The sequence below is a fragment of the Sphingomonas sp. BLHR8 genome (genome assembly GCF_056821725.1).
In genome coordinates, this window is sequence record NZ_JBPDIM010000002.1 from 253,742 (window position 1) to 268,264 (window position 14,523).

Consider the following 14,523-nt stretch of genomic DNA (forward strand, 5'->3'; position numbering starts at 1 on the left):
GGGGGTGTCGCTTCGCCCTCCCCACCTGGCAGGCGAGGGGCGCAAGATACGCCCCAAATGGGGGCTGTGCCCGACTGGGTGGATGGATGAAGCTGGGCGCATGTTTGAAGCCCTAGTTTTGCTCGCCCTCAGTGCCGCGCAAGCTACCGCGGCGCCGCCCGCGGCCCCGACCCAGGGACCGCCAGCGCCAGCCAGCGCGCCCGTCCCACGCCGGCCTGCTGCCGCCACGGCCCCGGCGACCGAGGATGCGGCTGCTGCGTCAACGCGGCGGGCCGCGGGTTGGACCCTCCCCCGCTCCCGGGCAAACAACGGTGAGGTGCCACCGGCGGCGCAGCTGGATCTCACCGAACCCGCACCTCCCGCAGCGTCGCCGTCGCCCGCCGCAGGATTTCGAGCGACGGAGCCGCGCACGCGCCGAATGCTTCGCCGCCCGCGTCCGCGGAGAGCGAAGGGTCTGCTCGAGCTAGCGAGCGGCCTGGCGCCGGATGCCCGGGAACGGACAGGGCGCGGTCAGACGAAGAATTGCGTGATCCATTCGGCGATCAGCGCGGGCTTTTCCTCGCCTTCGATTTCGACCGACAGTTCGAGCGTCTGCTGCCACTGGCCAGGGCGCTTTTCGGCGAGCTCGAGCAGCTTGAAATGGCCACGCACACGCTTGCCCGAGCGCACCGGCGTCAGGAAGCGGACTTTGTTGCCGCCGTAGTTGATGCCCATCTTCACGCCTTCGATGCCGGGCGCGTCGGATCGGGCCATCATCACCGGGAACAGCGAGAGGGTGAGGAAGCCGTGGGCAATCGTGCCGCCAAAGGGGGTCATCGCCGCCGCCGCAGCATCGACGTGGATGAACTGGTGGTCGCCGGTCGCGTCGGCGAATTTGTCGATCATCGCCTGGTCGATGGTGATCCAGTCGCTGGTGCCGATGGTCTGGCCGACCCGGGCCTGCATTTCCTGCGGGGTGATAGTGGATTTGCTCACGACGCGGTCTCCTGTTCGTTGGGCGGATGTGGCGCGGGCTCGGGGCCGAGCGACACCTGCATCGGCAGCGAGAAGATGATCGCTTCACGCTCGAACGCCTCGACCAACGCGACCGCCGCGCGGTGCCGCACCGCAGTCGCCTTTGTCATGTCGAGGTCGGGCACGTCGAACAGCCATTCATGGTCGAGGCTGGACGCGCCGAAGCCGGTGAAGCTGCAGCGCACCAGCTCCGCACCGACGCTCTCCGTCGCAGCGCGCACGACATCGGGCACGCGCGCGAGCTGCCGTGCCGACGTGTCGTTGTGCACCCCGAACGGCACCGAGAAACGCCGCCGGCTGAGGTCGGAGAGGTTGCGCACCTCCTGATCGAGCAGCTTCTGGTTCGAAATGATGATGCGCTCGCCGGTCAGCGCCCGCAGCCGGGTGGTCTTGAGGCCGATGCGCTCGACCGTGCCCGTCGTCTGCCCATAACCGATGGTGTCGCCGACATGGAACGGCCGGTCGAAGATGATCGCGAGCGCGGAAAACAGATCCTCGAACACGCCCTTGGCGGCGAGGCCGATGGCGATGCCGCCGATGCCGAGGCCGGCGATCAGCGCGGAGACGTTGACGCCGAAGCTGCCCAGCACCGCGATGCCGGCGATGGTGAACAGCGCGACCGTCACCAGCACATTGATCAGCGTCAGCGCATTGGACAGCGTTTCGCTCGATCCCGATCGCGCGCGCCTGCGAATGACGGTGAGGATCAGCTCGCGCACCCAGATGGCGACCTGAAACGCGGCGACGACGAAGAACAGCAACTCGACGACGTCGGCGACGCGCGGCGGAGTGCTGGCGATCGGCACCGCAATTCGCGCGGCTGCAAAGGCCAAGAACCATTTCTTGGTGCGGGCAAGGACGCTCAGCGCAATGGCGAAGACATCGTCCGGCTGGCGGCGCGCGGCCAACTGGCGGATCCGTCGCCGCACGACCCGCAACCCGAAGTAGAACCCCGCCGCGATCGCCGCGGCGATGAGGATGTCGATCAGGTGCGCGGCCCACCACTGCTGCGTGTCGGCGAAGAGGTCCGCCAGGTTTGCGATATTTGCCTTCACGGCGGCTTTGGGGGCGGCGGGGGCGGCGATCATGGGTTCGACGCTGTGCCACCGTCAAAGAGTCGGCGCAATCGCGCGCAGAAAGCCACGGCCGCGCCGGTGTAGGAAAAATCCTAACATCGGCGTTGCGGTGTTGGATTCTGTTCTTCAAATGTTCCTCACGCGGCGGGTCGAGTCGAACGATCGGAACCGCCGGAGAAGTTCGGGGAAGACGAATGATCGAGGAACGACCCTTGCTGATGCAGATCCAGCATTTCCTGCGCGACCATGCGATGGCCCGCACGCGTTTCGGGCGTGAGGCGGTGGGCGACCCACGGCTGGTCGACGACCTCAGCCGGGGGCGCGAGCCATCCGAGCGAACCCGCGAAAAGGTGCTCGCCTTCATCGCCAGCCAGCGCGCCGCTGGCGCCCCGCTCCCGGCTGCCAAGCCGCAGCGTGAGCCGGTTCGCCGCGGCCCGGCGCCGGTGTCGGAGATGGACCGGCGGGCGATGGCGGCTCATCCCTCCAGCGAGGCCGCCGAGGCGCGCGAAACGGCGCGTGAGGCGCTGCGTCGCCGCCGTTCGAGCGCGCCGGCGCTGATCGCCGAACTGCTCACGCGCGGCGGCGGCGCGGTCGAGCTGTCCGAGGCGACCGAGCGCGAATGGTTCAGCGCGACGTTCGAAGGTGCGCGCCACCGCATCACGCTGTCGCTTCCCGCCGGCGCACCCCTTCCCGGAGCGATCGCCGAACTCGACGCGGCGGCGCTGGAGCTGCGCGGTGGGCTGGTGGTCGACTGCGTGGTCAGTGACACCGGCGCGGTGTCGGACGCGCGCACGGGCGCCGTCCGTGAGGTGATCGTCGAGGTGCTGACCGTCGACCTGATCGGGTGAGGCGCGCCCCAGGGGTTGCCGCGCGTGGCCCAAGCGGCCACCAAGCGGAGCGTACATCTTCGCCAAGGGACTCTCATGACGCTTCGCCTGCTTGCCGCCGTATCGCTCCTTGCCATCGCCGCGCCGCTTGCGGCGCAGACCGTGCCGTCGCCGCTCGCGCCGCAAGCGCATGCGCAGACCGCGCGCGACGTCCGCTTCGTCAGCGCCATGCCGGCGACGGCGGGGGGCACGCTGATCCTGCCGCTCGCCAATGCAGCGGCGCTTGATCGGGTCGTCGGCGTGGACGCGGGCACGCGCGCCGCGCTGCGCCGGGCAGTCGACGCTGCCGAATATCGCTTCGGCGCGCGCGCGACCCAGTCGCTGCGCGGCATCGGCAGCTGGGACCGCATCCTTCTCGTCGGGCGCGGTGAAGGGGCGAGCGCCGCCAGCGCGACCGCGCTCGGCCAATTGATCGGCCGCAACACCGCGACCGAACGCGGCGCGGTGACCATCCTTGCCGAGGGAATGAGCGCCGAGCAGGTCGCGGACCTCGCCACCGGCATCGGCATCGGCGGCTATCGCTCCGACCTCTACCGCACGCGTGAGGCATCGGCAGCGGCGGCGCTAGGCACCATCACCATCGTCCATGATGAGGCCGCAGGCGCGCAGCGGGCCTTCACCGCGCGCGGGCAGGCGCTGGTCGATGCGGTGCACTTCACCCGCGACCTCATCAACGCGCCGGCCAATGTGGTCTACCCCGAAAGCTTTGTCGAACGTACCCGCCAGGCCTTTGCGGGCTTGCCGGGCGTCACGATCGAAGCGCTCGACGTGCCGGCGATGCAGCGGCTCGGCATGGGCGCGCTGCTGTCGGTGGGGCAGGGATCGCAGCGCCCGCCGCGGCTGATGGTGGTGCGCTATCGCGGGGCGGGGGCGCCCGCGGGCGGTCCGCTGGTGTTCGCGGGCAAGGGCATCACGTTCGATTCGGGCGGCATCTCGATCAAGCCGGGCTCGGGCATGGAGAGCATGAAGATGGACATGTCCGGCGCGGCGGCGGTGACCGGCGGGGTGCTGGCGCTCGCCCGCGGTCGCGCGCCGGTCGACGTGGTGGCGATCGCCGCGCTCGCCGAGAACCTGCCGAGCGGCACCGCCACGCGCCCCGGCGACGTCGTCCGCGCGATGAACGGCAAGACCATCGAGATCATCAACACCGACGCCGAAGGCCGCGTCGTGCTCGCCGATGCGCTGTCCTGGGCGAGCGCCAATTTGCGCCCCGCGGCGGTGGTCGACGTGGCGACGCTGACCGGCGCGATCGGCACGGCGCTCGGCGACGATTACGCCGGCCTCTTCTCGCGCCACGACGGTCTCGCCCGCCAGCTCGAGGCGGCGGGGCAGAGCACGGGCGAGGCGATGTGGCGCATGCCGCTGCACCCGAGCGTCGGTGAGGACGTCAAATCGCCCATCGCCGACCTGCGCAACAGCGGCGGCGGTGGTGGTGGCGCGAGCTTTGGCGCCTGGTTCATCGGCGAGTTTGTCCCGCGCGAAACGCCGTGGGCGCACATCGACATGGCCAACGTCGCCTGGGGCTCGGCCAACGACAGCCATTCGGGCGGCGGTCACGGTTGGGGGGTCTGCACGCTCGAACGCTTCGCGCGCGATTTTCGTCCGGGCGAACTCGGCGCAGCGCAGTAAGCGCGACGCGAAGCGCTTGATCGCCGGCCCCGCGCGCGCCAACCTGCCCCCCGGGAGAGCGGAGGCGGGAGGCGCGCGTTGGACCGGACGACCAGTCAAGCCGTGGAGCGCGAGGGCGCGACGCGCACGCTCGCCTTCGCCGATCTCGGCGCGGCCCTGCGCGGCGGGATGCGCGATTTCCTCGCGGCGCCGTCAGCCTGCGCAGGGTGGCGAGCAATGCGGGGGTGATGTTCGGCTGGGCGGCGCTGATCGCGCTGCTGCTGATGCTGGCGATGGTTCCTGCGCTGCTGGGGCTGCTGCTGGCGCTGCCGATCCTCGGCCACGCGACGTGGCACCTCTACCGGCGGGCGGTGGGATCACCGTGAAGCGCAACATGGTCTGGCCGATCGCGGAAGCGAGCCGCGTCGTGCTGCTCGAACGCTTTCCGCCGCGCTATGCCCGCGTGGTCGCGCACCACGTCACCTACGGCCGCGTCGAGCGCGCGAGCGACGTCCCCACCCCCCAAGCCGCGCGCGTCGTCGGCCGCGTCGACAATGGCGCGGGGGTCGAGGCGCTGATCGTCGAGCTGAACGGCTCGACCGATCGTCCGCTCGGCGGCACCTATCACCTCACCTGGTCGCTGGGCGAAGGCCGTGCCGCCAAGGAGAGCAATGACGCCATCGCCGCGCACGGCTGGACGCCGTTCGAGGAGGAGGTGGCGCTGCGACTGGAGGCGGCGGAGGCGTATTGATCGCGATATGACGTACTGCTGGGGCGTATCGTCACTCCCCCTACCAAGACGACGCTCCAAGGGAGGCTGACGCCAGAAATTCGCACTCCAGGTTTCGACAGCGGCAGGTGAGTCGAAGTTAAGGCAAAAATCCCCAGGTTGTGTTTGCTCGACTGCGCCACGTTTTACTTTCACCAACTTTGCCAGCTCACCAGCAGCAAATTCGATGCAGCGCGGCCACAGCACGACAGGTGCGGTGACCGAGGTAGAACTTCAGCTTGGTGCGAGTGGTGGTCAAGCTTCAGATCGTTTGCCTCTTCGCCTCGGTAAGCTTAGAATACTCTAGTATCGACGCTATTGGGCCGTGTGCAGGTTCGAATCTTTCCGCAGAGGTGATGTGCTAACACCCGCTTTCCCGCGCAAGTCGAGACGCCTTGGCCTAACCTTCACCACGACCGAACTCAAAACTGTTTGGAAAAAGGTAGTCCGACAATCGTTGCGCAATTCTCCCATCCCAGATCCGTTCGATGGACTCGACTTCCATATAAAGCTAGCTGACAATGTTGAACGTATAGTAGATGATGTTGTGTCCGGCCGCTATCGAACAGCGTCTCACACACGGATATTGGTCGAAAAGAGCAAGGGCATCTGCCGACAAATAGTCCAAATGCAGCCATCAGACGCCATCGTCCTTCAGGTTCTTGCAAACAGGCTTTGGCGAGATTCGAAGGGCAAAGCCCCAAGTCCGAATGCATTTTACGCCCATAGTCATCAGCCGTTCAAAAAGAGAAACGTGAATAAATACGACTATGAGTTTGGATATGGGCCAATCGCCGCCTGGTTAGACTTTCAGACAACCGTCTTGGGATTTGCAAAGACCAAGAAGTACATAGTAGTCGCCGACATAGCGAACTATTATGATATGATAGTCTATAAATACTTAAGGGCTACATTAGCTAATCTAAGTTTGGGCGTTATTGCCGAACTCGACCTCCTTTTGGGCGTATTGGAGGCCGCAAAGTGGAAGCCGGACTATCTTCCACCCATAGGTCTAGGAATCCCCCAGATTGATCTTGATGCGCCGCGTCTCTTGGCCCACATTAATCTCTTCGAAATTGACGACTTTTTCGAGAATCACAAGGGCGCTGTCGAATACGCGCGATACATGGACGACATGGACATTGGTGTCGACTCGTTACTGGAGGGCAAGAAGGTTCTTAGGGACTTAGACCTTTTGCTTCACTCAAGAAACTTACGACTAAATAACGCCAAGTGCAAAATACTAGCGAGAGATAAGGCTATAGAGCATTTTGCGGGTGAGGGAAAATCAGTTCTTGGATTTTGTGTCGGAGTGCTCTGCCACCGATGTCGCCAAGGCGCGCAGTATGCGGAGAGCGCACCGAATTTGGACATCGACGGGGCGATACGACCGGGGAAATGGAGAGAAACTACTCAAGCGCTTGTTGTCCCTACAGCGGCAGGGCTACGAAGTATTCTCTCCCAATGAACTTGGTAACTTTGCAATTAATAGACCCTCGGTCAGACAAACTGCGTTCAACATTCTTTCGCACCTGGTCCCGGGAGAAGATTTGGTCAACCTTGTGGCAAATGTATTGAGAGTTGGCGATTTAGTCGACGATGCGTCGTTTCTTTGGATGGTCCGTTCCCTTATTGCGTGTCGGTATACAAAGCCCGTTCCACTTCGTACGCGCGAAGAACTGGTGCAGGCGTTTAACGACGCACCCCGCGTGGGCCTTTACTGTGCTCTGATGCTGCAATCACGGATTGGAAATGTCACGGCCCTCATGACCTTGATCGAAAGTCGACGAAGCGAATGGAGTCGAGAAAACTATCTGATACGAGCGGTGACATCCCTAATCCCGCTATTTACCAGCACGCGTAGTAGATCCGTGCTAATTGGTATGCTGTCGCGTTGGTCTGATACGAGCGGAAAGTCGGCTCTGGAGTTTGTCACCAGCTTAGGTAGCGATGCGAACGTTTACAAGAGAGTCCGTCCATTTCTCGGGGCGCATAGCACCTCTCAACTCCAGCAGTATTCTCATGAGAAATTCCTGCTCTTGCTCGAAGCAGTCATGAATCCAAGCGTTGCGAAAACAGACCGACGTCGGCTTCATCTTTCTCAGCAGCAATTAGACAACGACTTTTATTATAGCAGACAACGAAGACGCGTTTGGATGGCGTCACCTTAAGGAAACGTACACTTCCCCAGCCTCCTCGCGAAACTTCTCGCTCATCGCGCGCATGCCGGTTTCCGCGTCTACGCCGAGCGGCGCTTCGTTGGGCAGCGACGGCGGTAGCGCTTCTTCCGGCGGGGGGGCGTTGTGTTGGCGGGCGGCGAAGTCTCGCACTTCCTGCGTGATCTTCATCGAGCAGAACTTGGGGCCGCACATGCTGCAGAAGTGGGCGGTCTTGGCGCCTTCTGCGGGGAGCGTCTGGTCGTGGTATTGCTCGGCGGTGTCGGGGTCGAGGCTCAGGTTGAACTGGTCGCGCCAGCGGAATTCGAAGCGCGCTTTGGATAGCGCGTCGTCGCGGACCTTGGCGGCGGGATGGCCCTTGGCGAGGTCGGCGGCGTGGGCGGCGAGCTTGTAGGTCACCACCCCCACCTTCACATCGTCGCGGTCGGGCAGGCCCAGATGCTCCTTGGGCGTGACGTAGCAGAGCATCGCCGTCCCGAACCAGCCGATCATCGCCGCGCCGATGCCGCTGGTGATATGGTCGTACCCCGGCGCAATGTCGGTGACGAGCGGCCCCAGCGTGTAGAAGGGCGCCTCCCCGCACGCGGCGAGCTGCTTGTCCATATTCTCCTTGATCTTGTGCATGGGGACGTGCCCCGGCCCTTCGATCATCACCTGCACGTCCTGATCCCACGCGCGGCGGGTGAGCTCGCCCAGCGTGTAGAGCTCGGCGAACTGCGCCTCGTCGTTGGCGTCGGCGATGCTGCCGGGGCGCAGGCCATCGCCCAGGCTGTAGGCGATGTCGTACGCCTTCATGATCTCGGTGATCTCGTCGAAGCGTTCGTAGAGGAAGCTCTCGCGATGATGCGCGAGGCACCATTTGGCCATGATCGAGCCGCCGCGGCTGACGATGCCGGTGACGCGCCGCGCGGTCATGGGCACGTAGGGGAGCCGCACCCCGGCGTGGATGGTGAAGTAATCGACGCCCTGTTCGGCCTGCTCGATCAGCGTGTCGCGGAAGATCTCCCACGTCAGATCTTCGGCGATGCCGCCGACCTTTTCGAGCGCCTGGTAGATGGGGACGGTGCCGATCGGCACGGGCGAATTGCGGATGATCCACTCGCGCGTGTCGTGGATGTTGCGCCCGGTGGAGAGGTCCATGACCGTGTCCGCGCCCCAGCGGATCGCCCAGACGAGCTTGTCGACCTCGCTCGCCACGTCGGACGCGACCGCGCTGTTGCCGATGTTGGCGTTGATCTTGACGAGGAAGTTGCGGCCGATCGCCATCGGCTCGCTTTCGGGGTGGTTGATGTTGGAGGGGATGATCGCGCGGCCGCGCGCGACCTCGTCGCGGACGAACTCGGGCGTCACATAGTCGGGGATGGCGGCGCCGAAGCTCTCCCCGTCGCGCGCATATTCGCGCAGCATTTCGCGGCCGAGATTCTCGCGCGTGGCGACATATTCCATCTCCGGCGTGACGATGCCGCGGCGGGCGTAGTGCATCTGGCTGACGTTGGCGCCGGCGCGCGCGCGCAGCACGGTGCGGCGGACGTTGGGGAAGGGCTTGACCCCGCCCGAGCGGTCGGGGCCGAGCTGGCCGTTGTCTTCGGGGCGCACCTCGCGCTGCGCCACCTCCTCGACATCGCCGCGCGCGCGAATCCAGTCGCGGCGCAGCTCGGGAAGGCCGGCGTCGATGTCGATGCGCGCAGCGGGGTCGGTGTAAGGCCCGCTGGTGTCATAGACGCGCACCGGCGGCTCGCCCCCCTCGAGCGCGATCTCGCGCATGGCGACGCGCAAGGGACCGACGTGGACCTTGGTCGAGCCGCGGATGGGGCCGGTGGTGACGCTCGGCAGCGCGCCTTCGCCGGGGGTCGCGGGGGTGCGGGGGTCGCGGTCGGCCATGTCTCGTCGCTCTCGCTCTCTCATCGTCGTCGCGCAGGCGCGGATGGAGGGCGTGGCGGACGACGGTTGAGCGGCCCGCTCCCTTCCCTCCGCCCGTGCTAACGGGTTCAGGTTCGACGGGTCGTGGGGCGCGACGCCCACCTCTCAGCTCGCGCGAGCTCCCCGGGGATGCGGCCAAGCGTAGGGGAGGTCGGCGCGGGGGGCAAGCGGCCTGCTTGCGCCCCCGCGTGTCGGCGACGCTTATTCAATAGTGTAGCCGGCCACCCGCAGCGCACCTTCTTCGCGGGCCAGGGTCACGGTCTCCAGCGCGCCGGGCCGGTTGGCGAAGTCGGTGCGAAAACGGACCATGAACAGACCGTTCGGCCCGGCGGGCACGTCGTCGGTCGAGGCGAGCCGCCGCGAGAGGACGGCGCCCATCGGCGTGCGGACCTCGCGATGAATGCGGTTCCAGGCGTCGATCGGATTGCTCTGCCGCATTTGTGCGACCACGCCCGCGTGGGCGTCGGCGTAGCGGCCTTCGTCCATCAGCGCGAGCCAGCCGCGCGCGGCGCTGGCCGGGGTCGTTTCGACGGCGTCTGCGCCCGGCTGGAGCGGGGCGCTCTGTTGCGGCGCCAGGGTCAGCGCGGCGAGGGCGAGAGTCAGGATCATGGCAATCACTCCGATCAGCGCGGTCGGGCGATAGGCGCGGCGACCGTCACGGGTTGGTGGCGATGCCGCTGGTGGCGGCGGGGCAGGCGCGGGCGCATCCCCCAACGCGTTGTCCCCTTCGCTTTGGTGGAGCTGACGGGCCGCTTCACGGCTGCTGGACACCCCCAATTTCCGCCGCGCCTCGCGCAGTCGTTCGTTGATGGTGTGCACCGACAGGTCGAGCTCGCGCGCGATCGACTTTGCGTCGTGTCCGCGCAGCAGCAGGCGCAAGACCAGCTTCTCCTTTTCGCTGAGGCGATCCACGGCGGCGTTCATGGCGGAAGGGTTATGGACCGACACTGCCTGCCGCCACCCCAAAAATCTTGGGTGCGGGAAGGGGACTCTCGCCAAGCTCCGCGCGATTGCTTACACCGCCCGACCATGACCGATGCCGTGATGCAGCCCGACAATCCCGCCGACGATGTGACGCAGGAGGGCGGGACGCCCGACCTGTTCGCGAAGTTCGATCCGATCATCGAACAGCGCCGCGCGCTGCTGGCGACGGGGGTGACCGACCCGTTCAGCCTGGTCATGCAGGAGGTGAAGTCGCCGACCGTCGCGATCTGCAACGGGCGCGAGACGATTCTGCTCGGCACCTACAATTACATGGGCATGACCTTCGACCCCGACGTGCTGGCGGCGGGGAAGGCGGCGCTCGACGATTTCGGCAGCGGCACGACCGGCAGCCGCGTACTCAACGGCACCTATAGTCCGCACAAGGACTGCGAAGCGGCGCTGCGCGAATTCTACGGCATGGACCATGCGATGGTCTTTTCGACCGGCTACCAGGCGAACCTCGGCATCATTTCGACGATGGCGGGGAAGGGCGATTACATCGTCCTCGACATCGACAGCCACGCCAGCATTTGGGACGGCTGCGCGCTGGGCAATGCGGAAGTCGTGCCGTTCAAACACAACGACGTCGACGCGCTCGAAAAGCGCCTGCGCCGCCTCCCCGCTGACGCGGGCAAGCTGGTGGTGCTGGAGGGTGTCTATTCGATGCTCGGCGACGTCGCGCCGCTGAAGGAGATGATCGCGGCGTCGAAGGCCGCAGGCGCGATGGTGCTGGTCGACGAGGCGCACTCGATGGGCTTCATCGGTGACCACGGCCGCGGCGTGGCGGAGGCACAGGGGGTGCTGGACGACGTCGATTTCGTCATCGGCACTTTCTCCAAGAGCGTCGGCACCGTCGGCGGCTTCTGCGTCTCCAACCATCCGAAGTTCGAGGTGCTGCGGCTGGTGTGCCGCCCCTATGTCTTCACCGCCTCGCTGCCGCCGAGCGTGGTGGCGACCGCGGCAACCTCGATCCGCAAGCTGATGCACGGCGGCGAGGCCAAGCGCGCGCATCTGTGGGAGAACAGCCGCACGCTGCATGGCGGCCTGAAGGCGCTCGGCTTCCAGCTCGGCACCGACGAGCCGCAGTCGGCGATCATCGCGGTGATCATGCCCGACCTCGAAAAGGGCGCGATGATGTGGGAGGCGCTGCTCGAGAACGGGCTTTACGTGAACCTCGCGCGGCCGCCCGCGACTCCGGCGGGCATGACGCTGCTGCGCTGTTCGCTGTGCGCGGAGCATAGCGCCGAGCAGGTGCAGGACATCCTCGCGCGTTTCGAGCGGGCGGGGCGGGCGGTGGGGATCCTTCCCGCTCAATAGAAGACGGCGAGCGCCGCGCAGACCGCGGCGCCGACCACCACGTTCATCGGGATGCCGATGCGCAGGAAGTCGGCGAAGCGATAGCCGCCGGCGGTATAGACCAGCGTATTCGTTTGATAGCCAACGGGGGTCGCAAAGCTCGCGCTCGCGCCGAACATCACCGCGATGATCAGCGGGCGCGGGTCGATGCCCAGCGCTTCGGCAAGCGCGATCGCGAGCGGGGTCATGATCACCGCGACGGCGTTGTTGGTCACCATCTCGGTCAGCAGGCTGGTGATGGCGTAGATGCCGACCAGCACCAGCCACGGCGGCGCGTGGGCGAGCCAGGGCTGCATCCAGCCGACGACCATTGTCACGCTGCCCGCGCCCTGCAGCCCCGCGCCGAATGCCAGCATGGCAAAGATCAGCATCAGCACATTAGCGTCGATCGCGCTCCAGGCATCGTCGGGGTCGAGACAGCCGGTGAGCAGCACGACCGCCACGCCGACCATCGCCGCAACCTCGATCGGCCAGCCGAACAGCGCCGCGCCGATCACGACCCCTGCCAGCGTCGCCACCGCGATCCACGCCTTGTCGCGGCGAAACGTCCTGGCGCGCGCGTGCGCGACATCGACGAGGTTCACATTCGCGCGCATGCCCTGCACCGCGTCGCTGCTGCCCGCGACCATCAGGCGGTCGCCGGGGCGAAGCCGCACCGAGGCAAGGTCGGGACCCGGACGCTGACCCGGCCGGCGCAAGCCCAGCACGCGCACCTTCAGCCGCGACAGGAACGGCACCTCCTTGAGTTGGCGACCGATCGAGGGGTGCGAGGGGCCGATTGCGGCTTCGACATGCTGCAGGTCCGCGGGCGCGCCGCGGCCGACTAGCGTCACCCCGCCGTCGCGAACGCTGAGGCCGATTTCGAGGCCCGGCATCGGGGTCAGCGACAGCAACTCGTCCGACGTGCTCTCCACGATCAGCACGTCCCGGGGCTGAAGGATTTGCAGGGCAGCGTCGGTGCGAATGGTTCGCCCGCCGCGGCGCACCGCGCGCAGCGCCAGCCCCGGCCGCCGCGCCAGCACGCTCTGCGCCCAGCTCCGCCCGATGAGGTCGCTGTCGGCGAGGACGCGCAGGTCGGAGAGATAGGGCCGCTCGTCCGCGCCGTCGTCGCCATCCTCCCGGTCGGGCAGCAGCCAGCGCCCCGTCAAAAGGAGGAACGCCGCGCCGGCCGCCGCGGAAACCAGACCGATGCGGGTGATTTCGAACAGGGTGAAGCGCGGCTGCCCTTCGGCTTGCGCGACGCCGTCGACGAGCAGGTTGGTCGAAGTTCCGATCAGGGTCAGCCCCCCGCCCAGGATGGCGAGGTAGGAAAGCGGGATCAGGAGCCGGCTGGCGGCGATGCCGACAGCTCGGGCGAGGCGCTTCACCACCGGTATCAGCACGATCACCACCGGCGTGTTGTTCATCACCCCCGATGCGGCGACGGTGCCGACCGCGAACTCCGCCAGTGCCGCGCGCGGGTGGCGGGCGGAGCGGCGCAGGGCGTAAGCGGCAATACTCTCGAGCGCGCCGGTGCGTTGCAATGCCCCCGACAAGATGAAGATGGCGCCGATGGCAAGCGGTGCGCCGTTGCTGAACACCCCCGTCATTTGCGTCGGCGTGACAAAGCCGAGCAGCAACATGGCGACCGCGCCGGTCATGGCGACGACGACCGGCGGGACCCGCTCCGACGCGAACGCCACCAGCATCGCGATCAGGGTCGCGATGCCGATCCAGGGGGCCATGGTCGGATCGATCGTCAAGCTCATCCCTCGCCTTTACGCCACACAGGGCTGAACGAAAGCGGCCTTGGCGCGTTCATCTGGCACACCCGAAAACGAAACGCAGGCGCTCGATCCGCGAGCGCGAGACAAGAAGGTTGACTTGACCCAGCAGGACAAAGCCACCGAGCAACAACAGCTCGCCCAACAGGCGCTTGAGGCGAAGCAGCGTGCCGATGCCGATCAGTCGCGCGACTACCTGGATCGGCAGGAGCCGACCGCGGGCGACGGCCCGGTGCCCGGCATGAACCCCGACGCGCCGGTGATGGGCGCGTTCGATGCCGAGGGGCATCGTCCGATGCTCGAACGCAGCCGGAAGGCGCGCTGATGCAGGTCCAGATCAATCATCATGACAGCGTCGCGGACCGCGCGCTCGATGTGGCAGCGACCAAAACCCGTTTGCGCGAACGGCTCGCGCGCTTTGGCGAGCGGCTAACCCGGGTCGAGCTCCACGCCAAGGATATCGATGGCACGACCAACGGCGACAACGGCATCGAAGTGACGATCGAGGCACGACCGGCCGGGGAGGCTCCGCTCGCGGTGAGCGAACGGTCGCGGACCATCGATACGGCGTTCAATGGCGCACTTTCGACGCTGGTCGAGCGGCTCGATCGCAACTTTGGGACGGCTGACCGCGTTCGGTAGTCGAACCCCGTTTCTTCAAGGAGTGAACACCATGGGTCTGTTGCGGACCGCCATCATCGCCGCGAGCGGTTATGGCATCTATCGCTGGATGCAGAAGCCGGAACATGCCGGCGCCACCCCCGCGGCGTTCGCCGATGGCGAGGCGACCGACGTTCACGCCACCCCGATCCGCAATGCGGGACCGGAGGCGATGAAGTCGGACGTCAAGGACTGGGACATGATCGACCAGCAGGCCGACGAAAGCTTCCCGTCGAGCGACCCGCCCGGCAACTACTGAGCGCGCACCTGCATCAACGCCGGGGTCCCCAGCGGACCCCGGCGTTGATG

Annotated in this window: 15 protein-coding genes and 1 riboswitch; of the genes, 10 read left to right on the top strand and 5 right to left on the bottom strand. The window is 66.3% G+C overall.

Translation table 11 applies throughout. The features are described from left to right. Nucleotides 1-510: 510 nt before the first annotated feature. Together ACRYJK_RS11235 and ACRYJK_RS11240 are read right to left on the bottom strand one after the other, a co-directional pair. Nucleotides 511-945, bottom strand: a complete 435-nt coding sequence (locus ACRYJK_RS11235; protein ID WP_482667755.1) for a MaoC family dehydratase — start codon at nt 943-945, stop codon at nt 511-513. 26 nt (nt 946-971) lie between these two features. Continuing rightward, nucleotides 972-2,102: a mechanosensitive ion channel family protein gene (locus ACRYJK_RS11240; protein ID WP_482667675.1), complete on the bottom strand. Its 1,131-nt coding sequence runs from the start codon at nt 2,100-2,102 to the stop codon at nt 972-974. Between the two features lie 182 nt (nt 2,103-2,284). Here ACRYJK_RS11240 and ACRYJK_RS11245 point away from each other — a divergent pair, with 182 nt between their 5' ends. The 6 genes from ACRYJK_RS11245 (at nt 2,285) to ACRYJK_RS11270 (ending at nt 6,822) form a co-directional block, all read left to right on the top strand. After that, a complete protein-coding gene (locus tag ACRYJK_RS11245; protein ID WP_482667676.1) occupies nt 2,285-2,938 on the top strand; it encodes a hypothetical protein in 654 nt (217 codons plus the stop codon). Nucleotides 2,939-3,013: 75 nt separating this feature from the next. Continuing rightward, entirely contained in the window at nt 3,014-4,606 is a 1,593-nt protein-coding gene (locus tag ACRYJK_RS11250) for a leucyl aminopeptidase (RefSeq protein WP_482667677.1), read from the top strand. Between the two features lie 78 nt (nt 4,607-4,684). Then, nucleotides 4,685-4,834, top strand: coding sequence for a hypothetical protein (locus ACRYJK_RS11255; RefSeq protein WP_482667678.1), 150 nt, complete (start codon nt 4,685-4,687; stop codon nt 4,832-4,834). Next, nucleotides 4,813-4,971: a hypothetical protein gene (locus ACRYJK_RS11260; RefSeq protein ID WP_482667679.1), complete on the top strand. Its 159-nt coding sequence runs from the start codon at nt 4,813-4,815 to the stop codon at nt 4,969-4,971. Before ACRYJK_RS11255 ends, ACRYJK_RS11260 begins: the two co-directional genes overlap by 22 nt. Beyond that, the gene (locus ACRYJK_RS11265; RefSeq protein ID WP_482667680.1) at nt 4,968-5,336 is read left to right on the top strand and encodes a hypothetical protein; all 369 of its coding nucleotides are present in this window, start codon (nt 4,968-4,970) and stop codon (nt 5,334-5,336) included. Before ACRYJK_RS11260 ends, ACRYJK_RS11265 begins: the two co-directional genes overlap by 4 nt. A 772-nt stretch (nt 5,337-6,108) precedes the next feature. Beyond that, a complete protein-coding gene (locus ACRYJK_RS11270) occupies nt 6,109-6,822 on the top strand; it encodes an RNA-directed DNA polymerase (RefSeq protein WP_482667681.1) in 714 nt (237 codons plus the stop codon). A 694-nt stretch (nt 6,823-7,516) separates the two neighbouring features. Here ACRYJK_RS11270 and thiC read toward each other — a convergent pair. Together thiC and ACRYJK_RS11280 are read right to left on the bottom strand one after the other, a co-directional pair. Next, nucleotides 7,517-9,412, bottom strand: a complete 1,896-nt coding sequence (thiC, locus tag ACRYJK_RS11275) for a phosphomethylpyrimidine synthase ThiC (RefSeq protein ID WP_482667682.1) — start codon at nt 9,410-9,412, stop codon at nt 7,517-7,519. Between the two features lie 66 nt (nt 9,413-9,478). Beyond that, nucleotides 9,479-9,587: riboswitch (TPP riboswitch) on the bottom strand. Between the two features lie 65 nt (nt 9,588-9,652). Beyond that, entirely contained in the window at nt 9,653-10,450 is a 798-nt protein-coding gene (locus tag ACRYJK_RS11280) for a helix-turn-helix domain-containing protein (RefSeq protein WP_482667683.1), read from the bottom strand. A 45-nt stretch (nt 10,451-10,495) separates the two neighbouring features. On the opposite strand from ACRYJK_RS11280, the gene spt reads away from it, so the two are divergent. Beyond that, nucleotides 10,496-11,752: a serine palmitoyltransferase gene (spt, locus tag ACRYJK_RS11285; protein WP_482667756.1), complete on the top strand. Its 1,257-nt coding sequence runs from the start codon at nt 10,496-10,498 to the stop codon at nt 11,750-11,752. Here the strand turns inward: spt and ACRYJK_RS11290 are convergent. Next, nucleotides 11,746-13,539 (bottom strand): SLC13 family permease, encoded by a 1,794-nt coding sequence (locus tag ACRYJK_RS11290; protein ID WP_482667684.1) that lies wholly within the window; start codon nt 13,537-13,539, stop codon nt 11,746-11,748. The two genes, spt and ACRYJK_RS11290, sit on opposite strands and share 7 nt — an antisense overlap. Before the next feature lie 115 nt (nt 13,540-13,654). On the opposite strand from ACRYJK_RS11290, the gene ACRYJK_RS11295 reads away from it, so the two are divergent. Genes ACRYJK_RS11295 through ACRYJK_RS11305 form a run of 3 tightly spaced genes read left to right on the top strand, consistent with a single transcriptional unit; the run spans nt 13,655 to nt 14,473 of the window. After that, nucleotides 13,655-13,879: a hypothetical protein gene (locus ACRYJK_RS11295; RefSeq protein ID WP_482667685.1), complete on the top strand. Its 225-nt coding sequence runs from the start codon at nt 13,655-13,657 to the stop codon at nt 13,877-13,879. Then, nucleotides 13,879-14,196, top strand: coding sequence for an HPF/RaiA family ribosome-associated protein (locus tag ACRYJK_RS11300; protein WP_482667686.1), 318 nt, complete (start codon nt 13,879-13,881; stop codon nt 14,194-14,196). The genes ACRYJK_RS11295 and ACRYJK_RS11300 overlap by 1 nt, the downstream gene beginning before the upstream one ends. 31 nt (nt 14,197-14,227) lie before the next feature. Beyond that, entirely contained in the window at nt 14,228-14,473 is a 246-nt protein-coding gene (locus ACRYJK_RS11305) for a hypothetical protein (protein WP_482667687.1), read from the top strand. Nucleotides 14,474-14,523: the final 50 nt, after the last annotated feature.

Bases quoted from the DNA above. Each gene is read 5' to 3' on its own strand.
- ACRYJK_RS11290 (WP_482667684.1), bottom strand. From the start codon at position 13,539: ATGAGCTTGACGATCGATCCGACCATGGCCCCCTGGATCGGCATCGCG.
- spt (WP_482667756.1), top strand. From the start codon at position 10,496: ATGCAGCCCGACAATCCCGCCGACGATGTGACGCAGGAGGGCGGGACG.
- ACRYJK_RS11305 (WP_482667687.1), top strand. From the start codon at position 14,228: ATGGGTCTGTTGCGGACCGCCATCATCGCCGCGAGCGGTTATGGCATC.
- ACRYJK_RS11240 (WP_482667675.1), bottom strand. From the start codon at position 2,102: ATGATCGCCGCCCCCGCCGCCCCCAAAGCCGCCGTGAAGGCAAATATC.
- ACRYJK_RS11245 (WP_482667676.1), top strand. From the start codon at position 2,285: ATGATCGAGGAACGACCCTTGCTGATGCAGATCCAGCATTTCCTGCGC.
- thiC (WP_482667682.1), bottom strand. From the start codon at position 9,412: ATGGCCGACCGCGACCCCCGCACCCCCGCGACCCCCGGCGAAGGCGCG.
- ACRYJK_RS11300 (WP_482667686.1), top strand. From the start codon at position 13,879: ATGCAGGTCCAGATCAATCATCATGACAGCGTCGCGGACCGCGCGCTC.
- ACRYJK_RS11250 (WP_482667677.1), top strand. From the start codon at position 3,014: ATGACGCTTCGCCTGCTTGCCGCCGTATCGCTCCTTGCCATCGCCGCG.
- ACRYJK_RS11235 (WP_482667755.1), bottom strand. From the start codon at position 945: ATGCAGGCCCGGGTCGGCCAGACCATCGGCACCAGCGACTGGATCACC.